This is a genomic window from Mycobacterium sp. NGS54, from assembly GCF_059812465.1.
The window spans coordinates 183957-201408 of the sequence record NZ_JCALCS010000007.1 but is presented as its reverse complement, the minus strand read 5'-3'; the positions used below and the strand labels follow the sequence as shown (position 1 = coordinate 201408).

Below are 17452 nucleotides of genomic sequence, written 5' to 3'. Positions count from 1 at the left end.
ATGACTGAATTAGACGAATCCCAGGAGAATCTGCCCGCCAAGAAGACCGACCTTACGGTCCCCGAGATGCGCCAATGGCTGCGCAACTACGTGGCCAAGGCCACCGGGCAGTCGCCGGACTCGATCGACGAGTCGGTGCCGATGGTCGAGCTGGGCCTGTCGTCGCGCGACGCGGTGGCGATGGCCGCCGACATCGAGGACATGACCGGCGTCACCCTGTCGGTCGCGGTGGCGTTCCAGCATCCGACCATCGAATCGCTGGCGACCCGGATCATCGAGGGCGAACCCGAGGCGGACCTGTCGGGCGACGACGTCGTCGACTGGTCGCGCAAGGGCCCGGCCGAGCGCGTCGACATCGCGGTCGTGGGCCTGGCCACCCGGCTGCCCGGCGACATGAACAGCCCCGAGGAAACGTGGCAGGCGCTGATCGAGGGCCGCGACGCCATCACCGACCTGCCCGAGGGCCGCTGGGAGGAATTCCTGGAGGAGCCGCGGCTGGCCGAGCGGATCGCGAAGGCCCGCACCCGCGGCGGCTACCTGAAGGACATCAAGGGCTTCGACTCCGAGTTCTTCGCGATCGCCAAGACCGAGGCCGACAACATCGACCCGCAGCAGCGGATGGCGCTGGAGCTGACCTGGGAGGCGCTCGAGCACGCCCGCATCCCGGCGTCGAGCCTGCGCGGCGAGGCGGTCGGCGTGTACGTAGGCGTCTCCAACCATGACTACGGCTTCTTGGCCATCTCCGACCCGACCGTCGCGCACCCCTATGCGATCACCGGTAACTCGCCGTCGATCATTGCGAACCGGGTGTCCTACTTCTATGACTTCCGCGGGCCTTCGGTCGCGGTCGACACCGCGTGCTCGAGCTCGCTGGTGGCGATCCACCAGGCCGTGCAGGCGCTGCGCAACGGCGAGGCCGACGTCGCGGTGGCCGGCGGCGTCAACGCGCTGATCACGCCCGCGGTGACGCTCGGTTTCGACGAGATCGGCGCGGTGCTGGCCCCCGACGGCCGGATCAAGTCGTTCTCCTCCGACGCCGACGGCTACACCCGCTCGGAGGGCGCCGGCATGCTGGTGCTCAAGCGGGTCGATGACGCCCGCCGCGACGGCGACCAGATCCTGGCCGTGATCGCGGGCACCGCGGTCAACCACGACGGGCGGTCCAACGGCCTGATCGCGCCCAACCAGGACGCGCAGGCCGACGTGCTGCGCCGGGCCTACAAGGACGCCGGCATCGATCCGCGCACCGTCGACTACATCGAGGCGCACGGCACCGGCACCGTCCTGGGTGACCCGATCGAGGCCGAGGCGCTGGGCCGCGTGATCGGCAGGGGCCGCCCGGCCGACCGTCCTGCGTTGCTGGGCGCGGTGAAAACCAATGTGGGGCACATGGAGTCGGCCGCCGGTGCGGCCAGCATGGCCAAGGTGGTGCTGGCGCTGCAGCACGACAAGCTGCCGCCGTCCCTCAACTTCGCCGGGCCCAGCCCGTACATCGACTTCGACGCGATGCGTCTGAAAGTGATTGACACGGCGACCGATTGGCCGCGATACGGCGGCTACGCGCTGGCCGGGGTGTCGAGCTTCGGCTTCGGCGGGGCCAACGCGCACGTGGTGGTGCGCGAGGTCCTGCCCCGCGACGTGATCGAAAAGGAGCCGGAGCCCCAGGCCGAGGCCAAGGCGGCCACCGAAGCGGCCGAAGCGCCCACGTTCGAGGCGCACTCGCTGCGGTTCGACGACTTCGGCAACATCATCCCCGACGCCTCCGCGGCGGTCGAGGAGGAAGAGCCCGACCTTCCGGAGGTCACCGAAGAGGCGTTGAGCCTCAAGGAGGCCGCGCTGGAAGAGCTTGCGACGCAGGAGCTTCCGCCGCCGGTTATCCCGCTCGTCGTCTCGGCGTTCCTGACGTCGCGCAAGAAGGCCGCGGCCGCCGAGCTCGCGGACTGGATGGAAAGCCCCGAGGGCCAGGCGGCGTCGCTGGAATCGATCGGGCGGTCGCTGTCGCGCCGCAACCACGGCCGCTCACGCGCGGTGGTGCTGGCGCACGACCACGAGGAGGCCATCAAGGGCCTGCGCGCGATCGCCGAGGGCAAGCAGCGGCCGAACGTGTTCAGCGTCGACGGGCCGGTGAGCAACGGCCCGGTGTGGGTGCTGGCCGGTTTCGGTGCGCAGCACCGCAAGATGGGCAAGAGCCTGTATCTGCGCAACGACGTCTTCGCGCGGTGGATCGAGAAGGTCGACGCGCTGGTCCAGGACGAACTGGGCTACTCGGTGCTCGAGCTGATCCTGGACGACTCGCAGGACTACGGCATCGAGACCACCCAGGTCACCATCTTCGCGATCCAGATCGCGCTGGGCGAGCTGCTCAAGCATCACGGCGCCAAGCCGGCCGCGGTGGTCGGCCAGTCGCTGGGCGAGGCCGCGTCGGCGTACTTCGCCGGCGGCCTGTCGCTGCGCGACGCCACCCGGGCCATCTGCTCCCGCTCCCATCTGATGGGCGAGGGCGAGGCGATGCTGTTCGGCGAGTACATCCGGCTGATGGCGCTGGTTGAGTACTCCGCCGAGGAGATCAAGACGGTGTTCTCCGACTTCCCCGACCTGGAAGTGTGCGTCTACGCCGCGCCCACCCAGACCGTCATCGGCGGCCCGCCCGAGCAGGTGGACGCGATCATCGCCCGCGCCGAATCCGAGGGCAAGTTCGCCCGCAAGTTCCAGACCAAGGGCGCCAGCCACACCTCGCAGATGGACCCGCTGCTCGGCGAGCTCGCCGCGGAACTGCAGGGCATCAAGCCGATGAGCCCGACGTGCGGGATCTACTCGACCGTGCACGAGGGCAGCTACATCAAGCCCGGCGCGGAGCCGATCCACGACGTCGACTACTGGAAGAAGGGGCTGCGCCACAGCGTCTACTTCACCCACGGCATCCGCAACGCCGTCGACAGCGGGCACACCACCTTCGTCGAGCTGGCGCCCAACCCGGTGGCGCTGATGCAGGTGGGCCTGACGACGGCGGACGCCGGCCTGCACGACGCCCAGCTGATCCCGACGCTGGCGCGCAAGCAGGACGAGGTCGAGTCGATCGTCTCGACCCTGGCGCAGCTGTACGTCTATGGGCATGACCTGGACCCGCGGACGCTGTTCACCCGCGCGGCGGGGCCCCAGGACTACGCGAACATCCCGCCGACCCGGTTCAAGCGCAAGGAGCACTGGCTGGACGTGCACGTCGCCACCAGCAGCGGTTCGGTGCTCATGCCGGGCAACCACGTCGCGCTGCCGGACGGCCGGCACGTCTGGGAGTACACGCCCCGGGGCCTGACGGACCTGGCGGCGCTGGTGAAAGCCGCTGCGGCCGAGGTCCTTCCGGACGCGCAGCTGACCGCTGCGGAGGAGCGCGCCAAGCCGGGGGAGGGCTCCCGGCTGGTGACCACGCTGACCCGGCATCCCGGTGGCGCGTCGGTTCAGGTGCACGCCCGCATCGACGAGTCGTTCACGCTGGTGTACGACGCGCTGGTGACCCGGGGCGGCGCCGAGTCGGTGCTGCCGGTCGCGGTGGGCGCCGGCACCGCGATCGCGGCTCCGAGCAACGGGGCCGTCGCGGAGGCTCCCTCCGAGGGCCCGGAGGAGGAGGCGCTCGGCGACAGCCTCACCAACCGCTATATGCCGGCCGGATTCAGCAAGTGGTCACCGGACTCCGGCGAGACCATCGCCGACCGGCTGGGCGCGATCGTCGGCGCCGCAATGGGTTACGAGCCCGAGGACCTGCCGTGGGAGGTGCCGCTGATCGAGCTGGGCCTCGACTCGCTGATGGCGGTGCGGATCAAGAACCGGGTCGAATACGACTTCGATCTGCCGCCGATTCAGTTGACGGCCGTGCGCGACGCCAACCTCTACGCCGTCGAGAAGCTGATCGAGTACGCGGTCGAGCACCGCGACGAGGTCGAGCAGCTGGCCGAGCACCAGAAGACGCAGACGGCGGAGGAAATCGCCAGGGAGCAGGCCGAATTGCTCAGCGGCGCCACGCCCGCCTCGGTGGCGGCGCCGGCCCCCGACCCGCAAGCGCCGCCTGCGTCGGACGTACCGATCCCCCCGCCGCCGACCGACCCGTCGGGCCCCGCCGCTAACGGCGCCAATGGCGCGCAGCCGAACCTGGCCGGCGCGGCCGAGGCGCTCAACTCCGAGGCGGTCGCCAAGGCGCTGAACTCCGACGTGCCGCCGCGCGACGCGGCCGAGCGGGTCGCCTTCGCCACGTGGGCGATCGTGACGGGCAAGTCCCCGGGCGGCATCTTCAACCCGCTGCCCAAGCTGGACGCCGACGCCGCTGCCAAGATGGCGCAACGGCTTTCGGAGCGCGCCGAGGGGCCGATCACCGCCGGGGACGTGCTGGCGTCGGAGAACATCGAGGCGCTCGCCGAGAAGGTGCGCGAGCACCTGGAGGCCGGGGTCGTCGACGGCTTCCTGCGCACGTTGCGGGCGCGCCCCGAGGGCAGCACCAAGACACCGGTGTTCGTGTTCCACCCGGCCGGTGGTTCGACGGTGGTGTACGAGCCGCTGCTCAACCGCCTGCCGGCGGACACCCCGATGTACGGCCTGGAGCGCGTCGAGGGCACGATCGAAGAGCGTGCGGCGCAATACGTTCCGAAGCTGATCGAGATGCAGGGCGACGGGCCCTATATCCTGGCGGGCTGGTCGCTCGGCGGGGTGCTGGCCTACGCGTGCGCGATCGGGCTCAAGCGGCTGGGCAAGGACGTCGAGTGGGTCGGGTTGATCGACGCGGTGCGCGCGGGCGAGGAGGTTCCGCAGACCAAGGAGGAGGTCCGCAAGCGCTGGGACCGCTACGCCCGGTTCGCCGAGAAGACGTTCAACGTGACCGTCCCGGAGATCCCCTACGAGCACCTCGAGCAGCTCGACGACGAGGGCCAGATCCGGTTCGTGCTGGAGGCGGTCAGCCAGAGCGGGGTGCAGATCCCGGCCGGGATCATCGAGCACCAGCGCACGTCGTACCTGGACAACCGGGCGATCGACACCGCCCAGATCCAGCCGTACGACGGGCACGTCACGCTCTACATGGCCGATCGCTACCATGACGACGCGATCATGTTCGAGCCGCGCTACGCCGTCCGCAAGCCGGACGGCGGCTGGGGCGAGTACGTGTCCGACCTCGAGATCGTGCCGATCGGTGGCGAGCACATCCAGGCCATCGACGAGCCGATCATCGCCAAGGTCGGCGCGCACATGACCCAGGCGCTGAACAAGATCGATGCCGAACGGCAGCAGGACAAGTCCGAACAGGTTAGGTAGGCAAGTAGTGACGGAGACCGTGCCAGCTCCAGCGCCCGTTCAGCACACCACTGCGGAGAAGTTGGCCGAGCTGCACGCTCGCCTCGAGCTGGCCAAGGAGCCCGGCGGCGAGAAGGCCGCCGCCAAGCGCGACAAGAAGGGCATCCCGAGCGCCCGCGCCCGGGTGCATGCGCTGGTCGATCCCGGCACGTTCTTCGAAGTCGGGGCGCTGGCTAAGACCCCGAACGACCCGAACGCGCTCTACGGCGACGGGTGCGTCACCGGCCACGCCATGATCGACGGCCGCCCGGTCGGGGTGTTCTCCCACGACCAGACGGTGTTCCAGGGCACCGTCGGCGAGATGTTCGGCCGCAAGGTGGCCCGGCTGATGGAATGGTGCGCGATGGTCGGGTGCCCGATCATCGGCATCCAGGACTCCGGCGGCGCCCGCATCCAGGACGCGGTCACCTCGCTGGCGTGGTACGCCGAGCTCGGCCGGCGCCACGAAGCGCTGTCCGGCCTGGTGCCCCAGATCTCCCTCATCTTCGGCAAATGCGCTGGGGGAGCGGTGTATTCGCCGATCCAGGACGACCTGCTCGTCTCGGTGCGTGACCAGGGCTACTTCTTCGTGACGGGACCCGACGTGATCCGGGAGGTCACCGGCGAGGACGTCACCCTCGACGAGCTCGGCGGCTCCGATGCGCAGGCCCGCTACGGCAACATCCACCAGGTCGTCGACTCCGAGGCCGAGGCGTTCCAGTACGTGCGCGACTTCCTGTCGTTCCTGCCGTCGAACTGCTTCGACAAGCCGCCGATCGTCAACCCCGGGCTGGAACCGGAGCTCACGCCGACCGATCTGGAGCTGGACGCGATCGTGCCGGACTCCGACAATGCCGCCTACGACATGAACGAGATCCTGCTGCGCATCTTCGACGACGGCGACTTCCTCGAGGTCGCCGCGCAACACGGGCCGGCGATCATCACCGGCTACGCCCGCGTCGACGGCCGCCCGGTCGGCGTGGTCGCCAACCAGCCCATGTACCTGGCCGGGTCGATCGACAACGAGGCCTCCGACAAGGCGGCGCGGTTCATCCGGTTCTGCGACGCGTTCGACATCCCGCTGGTGTTCGTCGTGGACACGCCCGGATTCCTGCCCGGTGCCGAGGAGGAGAAGCGCGGCATCATCAAGCGCGGCGGCCGGTTCCTCTACTCGGTCGTCGAGGCCGACGTGCCGAAGGTGACGATCACGATCCGCAAGTCCTACGGCGGCGCGTACGCCGTGATGGGCTCGCGGCAGCTGACCGCCGACTTCAACTTCGCCTGGCCGACCGCGCGCATCGCGGTGATCGGCGCCGAGGGCGCCGCCCAGCTGCTGATGAAGCGGTTCCCCGACCCGACCACGCCCGAGGCGCAGCAGATCAAGAAGGACTTCATCGAGGGCTACAACCTCAACATGGCGATCCCGTGGACCGCCGCCGAGCGGGGCTTCATCGACGCGGTCATCGACCCGCACCAGACCCGGCTGCTGCTGCGCAAGTCGATGCACCTGCTGCGCGACAAGCAGCTGTGGTTCCGCGTGGCGCGCAAGCACGGGCTGATCCCGGTCTAGTTTTTACCGCGAGCAGACGCAGAATCGCGCTCTTCATCGCGAAATCGTGCGATTCTGCGTCTGCTCGCGAGTGACTAGAGCGCCAGCGCGCCGTCGACCAACTCCTCGAAACGCTCCAGCGCCTCGTCGGATTCGTCCTCGATCCCGCGCAGCGGACCGCGGTCGGCGAGGTAGCGCCGCGCATACAGCCGGGCGACCAGCGCCTTGCGGTCACTGCGGCGGGTGTCGCGCTCCCAGGCGGCCTGCTCGGTGAGCAGTGCGCCCGCGTAGACGTCACCCATGAACTGCGCCAGCGGGAACAGCCGCGCCTCGGCGACCTCCCTGTCGAGCTTGCTCCAGGCCGTGATGGCGGCGTCGAGGTCTTCGATGCGCCCGGCCACCAAGCGCGTGGTCTCGTCGTCGCCGGAAACCGACACCGCGTCGCGCAGCCGCGCCAGCAGCGACTCGTGCGCGCGGGACTGCTCGATGCCGCGCCGCACGTCGAGGCACAGGATGTTGTCCGGGCCCTCCCAGATCGTGTTGACCTGCGCGTCGCGCAGCAGCCGGGCCACCGGCCACGTCTCGATATAGCCGTTGCCGCCGTGGATTTCGATCGCGTCGGAGGCCGCGGTGATGCCCAGCCGGCACACCTTGAGCTTGGTGACGGGCACGGCGATGCGCTGGCGGATGCCGCGGGGCTGCCGGTGGTTGGTGGCGCCGGTGCCGTCGAAGACGAGCGCGAGCGCCGCCTCGACGTCGACGATCATCTCGGCGAGCTTGCGCCGCATCAGCGGCTTGTCGATGAGCGCCCCGCCGAACGCGCGCCGCTGCCGCGCGTAACACAGCGATTCCACCAGGGCGCGACGGGCGTTCGCGAGCCCGAACAACGCGATGCCGAGGCGCGCGGCGTTGGTCAGTTCCATCATCCGGCCCAGCCCCTTGCCGTCGGACGGCCCCGCGTCCGAGCTCGGTTCGTCGGACAGCAGGAATGCCTCGGCGTCGACGAACTCGACCTCGCCGGAGGCCACCGAGCGGGTGCCGAGCTTGTCCTTGAGCCGCCGCACCCGCACCCCGTTGCGCGAACCGTCGCGGCGGTTGCGCAGCACCAGGAAATTGGCGACGCCACGCGAGGAGTCCGGCGCGCCTTCCGGTTTGGCCAGCACGACGAACGCCTCGCCCGCGCAGTTCGACGCGAACCACTTGAACCCGTTGAGAATCCACGAGTCACCGGCGCGCGTCGCGGTCGTCTCCAGCGCGCCCAGGTCGGAGCCGCCGGTGCGTTCGGTCAGCAACTGCGCGGTCTCCCCGGCCCACTCACCGGAGGCGAACTTGGCCAGCACGTGCTCGCGCACGTCGGCCGGCGCGTAGGCGGCCACCAGCGACTGGACCATGCCGCCGCCGGTGCCCAGCGCGCAGCCCATCCCGATGTCGGCCTGGTTGAGCAGGTAGTTGGACGCGAACAGGGGCAGGCCCGAACTCACCTTGGCGGCCCGCGCGTCGCCGCGCAGCGCCTGCTGGGCGTCCAGCACCGCGCGCTTGGACTGCGTGAACGACGCGGGCATGACGACCCGACTGACGTCGTGGCCCCACCGGTCGTAGCGCTCCAGCCGCGGCGGGTTGCGGTCGGTCTCCTCGGCCCACCGCGCCACCGGCCCGCCCATCAGTTCGCCCATGCCCGCCAAGTGGGGCTCCACCACGGCCAATTCGTCGGGCCGCAGGTAGTAAGCCATGGTGAACTGCAGGGTGGGATCGGTGCGGTACCAATTCAGGCCCACGGCGCCGCGGTAGTTCTCGGTCCGGTAGCGCAGCGACTTTTCCTCGGTGGAGAAGGGCAGCCGGTCCACGCCCTCTGACCCGTATTGCGGGTCGTGTTCGCTCATGACGCGACGGTATTACCCCGGCGCCGGTCCCGCCACGAAAATCAGGCGGAAATTGCCGAGCCGGATCTCGTCGCCGTTGGTCAGCACCGCCGTGTCGACGGGCTTGCGGTTCAGGTAGGTCTTGTTCAGGCTGCCCAAGTCGACGACGTGGAATTTGCCGTGCTCCCTTCGGAATTCGGCGTGCCGGCGGCTGACGGTGATGTCGTCGAGGAAGATGTCGCTGGCGGGATGCCGGCCGGCGGACAGCACCGGCCGATCCAGCTGGTACTGCGATCCGGCGTTGGGGCCCCGCTTCACGATGAGCATGCCCACGCCGGTCTGCAGCGTTTGCATCTCCTCCACCACGGCGTCGGCGACCGCGTCGAACTCGTCGGTGCGCAGCGGCGAGGCGAGATGGCCGGTGGTTTCGTCTGGCGCTGGCGCTGGCTCGGTCACGCGGCGCGCCGAAGGTCCGGGCTGGTCTGCGCCGCTTGTGTTTCCGGCTTCTCGGGGGCCGGCCCCCAGCCGGCGTAGGTCAGATACAGGCCGACCAGTCCGAAGACCACGCAGGCCGCCACCCACCAGCCTTGCGCGCCGATCATGCCGTTGGCCATCGACACGAATGCCTGGGGAAATGCAAACAGGATCAGCCCGCGCAGCGTGATCAGCCACCCCAGCAGGGAGACGGTGATCGCCGCGGCCCCGCGCCAATAAGGGTGGGCCGCGACGACGAAGAGGCCGAACAGCAGGATGAACGCGCCGGTCACCCAGGTCCACAACGAATTCGCCTCGAACTGTGAAAGCAGCGTTTGCATGTCGGAGGCCCGGGCCACGGCCGTGGCGTCGGCGATTACCAGGAATGGGCCGAGCGCGCGCGCGAACAGGCGCGTCCGAGCCTGCGACTGTGCTGAAGCGTCCATGAGCGTGCCTCCATTCCGGATTCCTGTATCCGACCATCCGGCCGACCGCCGAGATAGGGACGGAAGTCCCGTCCGCCCGGGGCGTTCGTCCCCCTTCCCTCCCGGCGGGCGGCGGCGCATGATCGGACGAGTGGTGATCGCAAGCGCGGCGTAGCCGGGCGCAGCGGATCGCCGCCATCGGACCGGGCGGTCAACGATCAAGGGGGTCGATGATGAAAGCCGATGTAGGTGACTGGCTAGTGATCAAGGGCACGACGACCGAGTTGGCGGATCAACGCGGGGAAATCACGGAGGTGCGCGGCGCCGACGGCGCCCCGCCGTACGTGGTGCGATGGGCGTCCAACGGCCACGTGGCCACGGTCTTCCCGGGCTCGGACGCGCTCGTCGTCAGCGCGGCCGACCAGAAGGCCGAAAAGGCTTAGACCGGCGCCAGGAATTCGGACGTGTAGGCCTCGGCCGGGTTTTGGGAGTTCGGGTTCGCGCGCTCGACGATCACCCAGACGCCCGTCGTGCCCTGTCGAATGCCGTCGGCGACCGTCACCGTCGCATTGCCCGCCGCGTCGGTGTCCATTCCGGTAAATGCGGTGCCCGGGTCACCGGGACCACAGGTGGCCGACGACGGACGGGGCTCCTGGATCAGGCCGACGTCGAAATGGGTGCCGGGCTCGTTGGGAATTGTCACGTGCACCTGCGCGACGGCCCGCGACCCCGAGGTGGTGACGACGGCGGAGCCGTCACCCAAGAGCGCCCGGGGCACCATCGGCGTCGTCGTCACCAGGCTGAAATCGCAACGGCGCTCGCCGGCGTCCAGCGCGACCCGGGTGCCGCTCTCGGCGGCCGCGTTGGCGATTTCGAATGTCGCCGCCGGGAAGATCGCCACGGTTATTGCCGCGGTACAAGTCCCTAATCGTGTCAGAGTGTGCATCGGGCCGCCTTTTTAACGTCAGTGTTAGTTACCTCACAGGGGGAGTAGTTATTGACCGGCGGAACGCGAAATTAAACATTTGCTCGGGAATTACTCGAACGTAAATTTCGCGACGTTATTCGACTGATGACAAATTAACGACCGTAAACCGTTCTTAATTAACTGTATTCGCGTTTAATTACGGCTTGATTCGGATCGATCCCGGGGACCACAACCCGCTGCGGGTCGCCGTGCCCAGCTCCAGTTGCGCGGGATGCGCGTCGGCGATGGTTTCGAACTTGCGCAGCGAACCCCAGTCGCGACCCCAGTCCCGGGACAGATAGGTGGACATCACGTGCGCCCGCAGCAGCAGGTCCGTGATGCCCAGCAGGCCGCCGTTCACGCCGTCCTCCCAGGTGTCGGTGTCCTGCTTCTTGGCGTTGTAGTCGGGCGTGATGCGGAATTTCGGGATCTCGGTGACGCCGTTGGCGTGCAGCATCGGGTGCTGGCACGGGAACGCCAGCCCGACGGCCCAGTCCATCAGCACCGGCTGTGACGAGCCGACGTACTCCTGCAGGGAACGCAGCTCGGGCACCCGTGGCGGGGTCACCGCAATCCAGTCGTCCGGCGTCAGGGAGAGGTCCTCGGCGACCACGCGGACCGCCACCGCGTCCGCGGCCATCTTGTCCCGGGCGAAGCGCAGGTTGCGCCAGGCCTTGGGCTGTTCGCCGTTCAGGTCGTAGGGCACCAGCCGCCCGGACGGCACGATCTCACCGCCGGGGCCGGGCCGGCCGTATTCGAGCACCACGGTCTGTCCGCTGGTGTGCCCGTGCAGCACGCTGTTGCCGGCGATGGTGCCCGCGGCGGTCACCACCAGCAGGGGATGGCCGTCGTCGGCTTTGGGCAGCTGATACCACGCCGAGGTGAGCCTGCTCTGCTGCTGGGCGCCGGTGGTGTAGCTGCCGGCCAGCGGAACCTGGTCGGGGTTGAGGCCGTAGGGCAGCGGAACCAGGGAACCGTTGATGCCCGGCGCCTTCAGCTTGGTGGGCGCGCGCCAGTCGTACGCGTACCAGTCGTAGTCGGTGCCGGGCTGCGGCACGGACGTCTCCTGAACGGCCTCGGCGACGGTGTGGTCGGGTACCCCGTTGGGGGAGAACCCCGCCGGGTTGACGCCACCGAGCGGGCCGAGCGGGCCGTAATCACCCGGCAGCGGGGCCATGAAGCCGGCGTTGCTGTCCGGCTCGACGAGCACGTCGTCGGCCAGCGCGCAGCCGCCGGCGAACTCGCGCAGGTTGTCCCAGCCGTTGGAGTAGGTGGGGTACTGACGCACGGTTCCGGCGACCATCGAGGCGATGAACACCAGCACCATGAAACCGGCCGCGATCGGCACCGGCGCCGCCGTCACCGCCCGCGCCAGCCGGCCCTCGCCGTGCTCGCGCGAAGCGAAATGCAGCCAGAACGCCCAGACCGCCGCGATCGCGAACAGGACGAAAAACACTGTGCTGATGCTGATTCCGGCGAACCTCGGCATGACGTTGTTGAACGGGACGCCGTAACTGGACACGTACCACCAGCCGTTGGTGGTGGCGAAACAGAGCGCCAGCAGAAACAACACCGCGGCCGCGAACGTCATCCGGTTGCGCGACCAGCGCAGCACCTTCGGCGAAACCAGCACCGTGGTCAGCGCGGCCATCGCCGCGCCCACCGCGGCGAACAGCCCGAAGTGGTGCACCCACTTGGTGGGCGTGAACATCAGGAAGAACATGGTGGCGAAGATGACGCCCATCAGCCGCCACGCCGGGCCGCGGGCCACACCCGGGACTCGCTTGCGGCGCAACATGATGAACAGGGCGGTAAACAGGCACAGCGCGCTGATCAGGAAGCCGAATCGGCGCGACAGCGAGCCGTCGACGGTCGGCAGGATCAGGTAGTAGTAGCGCAGGTTCTCGGTGTACCAGGCCTGGCTGGGGCCGATCGCGGTGCGAATCCTGGTGGCCTCCAACACCGTTGACAGCGTCTGGTCGGCGAACACCACGGTGAGGATTACCGTTCCCGCCGCCAGCATCGGGGCCACCAGGGGCCAGGTGCCGACCAGGCGATGCCTGCGCACCAGGATCCGCAGGATCGGTCGGCCACCGGCGACCAGCGCGGCCACCGCGATCAGGCCGGTCGGCTGGACGCCGAGCGTGAACGCCGCGGTGATCACCGCCAGCGCGGCGGGCGTCAGCCGGGAGGCGCACATCGAGCGCTCGATCAGCACGTAGGTGATCAGCGAACCCAGCGCGATGATCGGCTCGGGGCGCAGGCCGTTGTTGAACGGCATCCACCCGGCCAGCAGGACCATGCCGGCCGCCCAGTTGGCGGCGGTGCTGGATGTCACCGCCGGTCCCAGCCGCGGCAACACCTCACGCGACAACAGCAGCCAGCAGACCAGCCCGGCGACCAGGTCGGGCAGCCGCATCCACAGGCTGCCGTCGCTCACGTGGGTCATCAGCGCCAGCAGGTTGTAGTACCAGCCGAAGGGGTCCTCCGGACTGCCGAACCAGCGGAAGTAGTTGGACATGTAACCGGCGTGGTCGGCGACGCGGGCCATGCCGAGGATGTAGCCGTCGTCGGAGGAATTGGCGCCGATCAGATGCCACAGCAGGAAGCCGAATATCACCGTGGCGTCCACGAGCGTGAACTTGCGCCAGCGCGTCGGGATCAACCGGTGCATGCGCCGGCCGTCGAGCTGGTCGAGGCGCCACAATGCGATCAGCGCGACGATGGTGGACAGGATCGCCAGCACCATCGCGGCCAGCTTCAAAGTCGTTGGCGTGGTGGAGAACCGGGTGTCGATCTTCGCCGAGAACCGCAGGCCGGGCGGGGCCGGTCCGGTCAGGTCGGTGAACACCCCCACGATCTGGGGGCGCAGGTTGGGATCGGGGAAGCCGCCGCGCACGGGCTTGCCCGCCGGATCGGTCAGCCCGACGAAGGTGGCGAAGGTGCCGGCGCGCGTGGACGTGATCTCGATTTGTTGGCATTGCGGCGACGCCGCCTGGTCCCGGGGCACGCTGGCGATGACCACGTTACGGTCGGTGACGTCGACCCGCTTGCTGCCGACGACCACGAACAACGCGTTGAGGGCGGCGTCCTTGCCCTTCTTGGGCGCCGTGCTCAGCACCACCCCGCCCTCGGGCGGCAGGTCGCGCACCACCGAGCACGGCACGGTCACCGCCACGTCGACCGGCGTCAGCGAGATCAGCGGCGCCGTAACGTTATTCAGTTGGCCGTTCTGCGGCCAGTTCAGCATCGCGGTGGTCTGCACGACGGGCAGCAGCGGTGTGGCGATCGACAGGACGAAACCGATCAGGCCGGCGATCGTCGCGACCCAGCGCGTCACCCGCACGTCCCGAAGCGCGTCCGACGGCGCGGCGGGCGCTTCGCGTGCGTTGTCGGTGACGCTCATGGCAGCGCCCTGATCGGTCCCTGCCGGCTCCAGCCGCGAACGGTCGTCACGCCCTGTTCGACGACGGCGACCGGCGCCTGGTCGGCCGGCACCAACGCGTAATACTTCTCGACCGAGCCCCAGTCGCGATACCAGTCACCGCTCAGGTAGGTGGAGATCGTCGAGGTGCGCAGCATCGCCTGAGTGATCAGGAACGGGCCGCCGGTCTCGCTGGCCTCCCACCCGTTGGACGACGACGCCGTCTGTTTGTGATCGGGCAGGATGCGGTACCGCGGAAGTTCGGCAACGCCAAGGTGTTCGGAGAACGGCCGCTGGCAGGGGAAGTTGGCGGCGGTCGCGATGTCCATCAGCACCGGGTCCTGCGACCCGATCAGCTGCTGCAAGGTCTGCAGCACCGGGACGCGCGGCGGCGTGAACGCGAACCACTGCTCGGAACTCAGATTCGGGTCGTAGGCGACGATGCGTGCCACGTTAGCCTCCGGCGGTGCCCAGGCCAGCGGGAACCGCAGGTTGCGCCACGCCGGGTCGGGACCGATGTCGATCGGCTGCACCTCGGCGAGCGGCTGGGTGCTGCCGTCGGGGCGGGCGACGCCCCATTGCAGTTTGAGCGATTGGCCGTAGGTGAAGGTGCCGTCCTCCTTGTAGGACCAGATGGCGCCGGCGGCGGAGACCACCAGCAGCGGCCGGTCGCCGGTTCGCGGCGGCAACTGGTACCAGGACGACGTGGCGGTGGCGGCCAGGGAGTTTTCGCCGTAGCTGCCCATCACCGGGGTGCGGGCCGGGTCCAGGCCGAACGGCAGCGCCGCGTGCGACCCGTTCACTCCGGCCGGGCCCTTCCCGCCGGCCGTGCCCGCGGAGTCGCTCATCGCGGCGTTGGGCTTGTTTGGTGACGCGTCGGAATTCACCACCCCGGGTTTGGTGACGACGGGGTTCGACCTCAGGTCGTCGCCCACGCCCTCGGGTTTGAAGCCGACGGGGTTGACTCCGCCCAGCGGCCCGTCGGGCCCGAACGTCTGCCCCGGAACCGGTTGCAGCAGACCGGCATTGGGGTCGGGCTCGGCCAGCACGTCATCGGCCATCGCGCAGCTGGTTGGCGACAGCCCGGACGTGATGGCGGCCAGGTTGGCCTTGCCGGTGGTGTAGAGCGGGTAGCGGACCGCCGCCCCCTTGGCCAGCGAGCCGACCTCGCCGAGCACCATGATCGTCGCCACCACCAGCAGCGGCGTGGAGGCCAGCACGCGGTTGCGCCGGCTGTCCTTGACCTCGGTGTGCCCGGCGTAGTCCATCCGGAAGTGCTGCCAGGCGGCCAGCAGCCCGGTCAGGATCGACAACGTCAGGAACATCGACGTCACCGGATGGCTCGCGATCACCGGCTGGATGTCCCACCAGGGCACCCCGTAGTTGCCGACGTAGAACCAGCCGTTGACGCCGGAGGTCGCCACCGCCAGGACGAACAGCAGGGCCGTCACGTACAGCGTCAGGTTGCGGCGGTTGTGCAGCCCGATCCGGGCGAAGGCGAACGCGGTGATCGCGCCCAGGGCGCCGGCCAGGCCGGCGAACGCGCCGAACTGCACGGCCCACTTCGTGGGCGTGAACGTCAGCAGCAGCAGGCCGGCCGCGGTGGTGCCGATCAGCCGCCACGCCGGGCCGCTGGCCAGCCCGGGCACCCGGCCGCGCCGCAGCAGCACCACCAGCATGCCGAACATGCACAGCAGCAGCACCAGCACCGCGAATCGCCGCGCCATCGACCCGTCGGGGTTGGACTCCACGGTGAGGAAGTAGTAGCGCAGCCAGTCTTGGTACCAGGCGATCGTCGGGCCGACCTTGTACTTGATGCGCGCCGACTCGGCGACCGTGGCCAGCGTCTGGCTGCGGAACACCACCACGGCGATCAGCGCCAGCGACGCGGCCAACACCGCCAGCGGGGCCAGCAGCCCGTCGGTCGCACGGCGGCGGCGGATCGTCTGGGCGATGGCCCGCGCCCCGATCAGCAGCGCGGCGACGGCGATCAGCCCCTGCGGGGCCAGCGTCGCGGTCAGCATCGCGACGATGACCGCGACCGCGGCGGGAGCCAGCCGGCCCAGCGCGATCGCGCGTTCCACCAGCATCCAGGTCACGATCACGCCCAGCGCGATGATCGGCTCGGGCCGCAGGCCGTTGTTGAACGGCAGCCAGGCGGCCAGGAAGACCACGCCGGCGGTCAACACCGCCACCCGGTTGCCCGCCAGGCCGCCGCGTCCGGGCCCCAGCCGCCGCAGCACCCAGTGGCCGATGATCAGCCAGCAGGCGATCCCGGCCAGCGTCGCCGGCAGCCGCATCCAGACACCGGCGGTGCTGACCGACGCCAGTTTCGCCAGCACCGCGAGGTACCAGTCGAACGGCGCGTCCGTCGTCCCGAAGTAGCGGTAGTAGTCGACGACGTACCCGGCCTTCGGGGCGACCCGGGCGATGGTCAGGTTGTAGCCGTCGTCCGACGACGTCGCGCCGATGACGTGCCAGACCAGCAGGGTGCCGATCACGCCGACGTCGGCGAGCCACGTCGCGGCGCCGACGCGCCACCAGGTCGCCCAATGGGCCCGCGGGCGGTACCGGGACAGCCACGCGATCGGCGATCGCCAGTTGACTCCGATGTCCCCGCCGCGGCTGCGGCGATCCAGCGCCGCCATCGCGGCGATCGCGACCAGGACCGCCAGCGTTCCCACGGCCATCGCGAGCATCTTCAGCGCGGTGGGCGCCGTGATGAACCGGGTGTCGATGTCGACCCGGGCCGACAGCCCCGGCTGCGGCGGCACCTTCAAATCGGTGAAGATGCCGCCCACCTGAGGCTTCTTCTCCGACGGCAGAACCCCCGAGGCGCCCGGGAGGCCGACGAAATCGGCACCCGCCGCGCCCGCGTCGGCCCAGATATGCAGGACGCTGCAGGCGCCGGCAGCGACGGCCGGGCGCTTTGCCACCGCGGCCACGGTGTCGCGGAACGCGACGACGACGACGTCTTTGTCGGCGCGCACGAAAAGCCCGTTCTTGCCCGTGTCCACGCCGCCGACCGGCAGCGTCGAGACGACCAACCCGCCGTTGGGCGGCAGCGTGGCGATCGCCGAACACGGGATCGAGATGTCCAGCGCCCGCGGCGCCCCCGACACCAACGGGGCGGTGATCTGGGTGACGTGCCCGTCGGCCACGCCCTGGGGCCACAGCACCGTCGCGGTCGTCTGCTTCACCGGAAGCAGCGGAACGATCAGGCACAGCAGCAGACCGGCGAGCCCCGCGACGACGGCGATCAACCGCGGGACGCGCAGCGATCGCTCATTCCGGTCGGGGGGCACGAGGCTCGATCGTAAGGGACGCGGCTTTGTCCCTTTTGGACGCGGGGCCGCCGCCACGGCCCGGTAATTTGCCGCGCCCGGTCCACGAAATAAACTCTCGTTTCAAGAGCGGCCCCGATCACCCAGGAGGCTGGCG

9 protein-coding genes are annotated in these 17452 nt (G+C 69.5%); 3 read left to right on the top strand and 6 right to left on the bottom strand.

Going from position 1 to position 17452, the window contains the following annotated elements:
* The gene (gene pks13 / locus AC5Y5E_RS23140; protein ID WP_499905319.1) at positions 1-5295 is read left to right on the top strand and encodes a polyketide synthase Pks13; all 5295 of its coding nucleotides are present in this window, start codon (positions 1-3) and stop codon (positions 5293-5295) included.
* On the top strand, positions 5255-6883 hold the full coding sequence (locus AC5Y5E_RS23135; RefSeq protein WP_499905317.1) for an acyl-CoA carboxylase subunit beta: 1629 nt from the start codon (positions 5255-5257) through the stop codon (positions 6881-6883). The genes pks13 and AC5Y5E_RS23135 overlap by 41 nt, the downstream gene beginning before the upstream one ends.
* Positions 6884-6957: 74 nt before the next feature.
* Here AC5Y5E_RS23135 and AC5Y5E_RS23130 read toward each other — a convergent pair whose 3' ends face one another.
* From AC5Y5E_RS23130 to AC5Y5E_RS23120, 3 genes are read right to left on the bottom strand one after another with little or no spacing between them, the layout of a single operon-like run.
* Positions 6958-8742 (bottom strand): acyl-CoA dehydrogenase family protein, encoded by a 1785-nt coding sequence (locus AC5Y5E_RS23130; protein WP_499905316.1) that lies wholly within the window; start codon positions 8740-8742, stop codon positions 6958-6960.
* Positions 8743-8754: 12 nt separating this feature from the next.
* Positions 8755-9177: an FHA domain-containing protein gene (locus AC5Y5E_RS23125; protein WP_499905315.1), complete on the bottom strand. Its 423-nt coding sequence runs from the start codon at positions 9175-9177 to the stop codon at positions 8755-8757.
* Complete coding sequence (locus AC5Y5E_RS23120) at positions 9174-9641, bottom strand: hypothetical protein (protein ID WP_499905312.1); 468 nt, start codon at positions 9639-9641, stop codon at positions 9174-9176. The genes AC5Y5E_RS23125 and AC5Y5E_RS23120 overlap by 4 nt, the downstream gene beginning before the upstream one ends.
* 212 nt (positions 9642-9853) lie before the next feature.
* Between AC5Y5E_RS23120 and AC5Y5E_RS23115 the strand changes: the two genes are divergently transcribed.
* Positions 9854-10063, top strand: a complete 210-nt coding sequence (locus AC5Y5E_RS23115; protein ID WP_499905311.1) for a DUF1918 domain-containing protein — start codon at positions 9854-9856, stop codon at positions 10061-10063.
* Here the strand turns inward: AC5Y5E_RS23115 and AC5Y5E_RS23110 are convergent.
* From AC5Y5E_RS23110 to AC5Y5E_RS23100, 3 genes are all read right to left on the bottom strand, one after another.
* The gene (locus tag AC5Y5E_RS23110; protein WP_499905310.1) at positions 10060-10566 is read right to left on the bottom strand and encodes a hypothetical protein; all 507 of its coding nucleotides are present in this window, start codon (positions 10564-10566) and stop codon (positions 10060-10062) included. The two genes, AC5Y5E_RS23115 and AC5Y5E_RS23110, sit on opposite strands and share 4 nt — an antisense overlap.
* 178 nt (positions 10567-10744) lie before the next feature.
* On the bottom strand, positions 10745-13993 hold the full coding sequence (locus AC5Y5E_RS23105; RefSeq protein ID WP_499905308.1) for an arabinosyltransferase domain-containing protein: 3249 nt from the start codon (positions 13991-13993) through the stop codon (positions 10745-10747).
* A complete protein-coding gene (locus AC5Y5E_RS23100; RefSeq protein WP_499905306.1) occupies positions 13990-17316 on the bottom strand; it encodes an arabinosyltransferase domain-containing protein in 3327 nt (1108 codons plus the stop codon). The genes AC5Y5E_RS23105 and AC5Y5E_RS23100 overlap by 4 nt, the downstream gene beginning before the upstream one ends.
* Positions 17317-17452 lie beyond the last annotated feature (136 nt).

Coding starts and splice junctions, on each gene's coding strand:
- pks13 (WP_499905319.1), top strand. CDS start 1: ATGACTGAATTAGACGAATCCCAGGAGAATCTGCCCGCCAAGAAGACC.
- AC5Y5E_RS23135 (WP_499905317.1), top strand. CDS start 5,255: ATGCCGAACGGCAGCAGGACAAGTCCGAACAGGTTAGGTAGGCAAGTA.
- AC5Y5E_RS23130 (WP_499905316.1), bottom strand. CDS start 8,742: ATGAGCGAACACGACCCGCAATACGGGTCAGAGGGCGTGGACCGGCTG.
- AC5Y5E_RS23120 (WP_499905312.1), bottom strand. CDS start 9,641: ATGGACGCTTCAGCACAGTCGCAGGCTCGGACGCGCCTGTTCGCGCGC.
- AC5Y5E_RS23115 (WP_499905311.1), top strand. CDS start 9,854: ATGAAAGCCGATGTAGGTGACTGGCTAGTGATCAAGGGCACGACGACC.
- AC5Y5E_RS23110 (WP_499905310.1), bottom strand. CDS start 10,566: ATGCACACTCTGACACGATTAGGGACTTGTACCGCGGCAATAACCGTG.
- AC5Y5E_RS23105 (WP_499905308.1), bottom strand. CDS start 13,993: ATGAGCGTCACCGACAACGCACGCGAAGCGCCCGCCGCGCCGTCGGAC.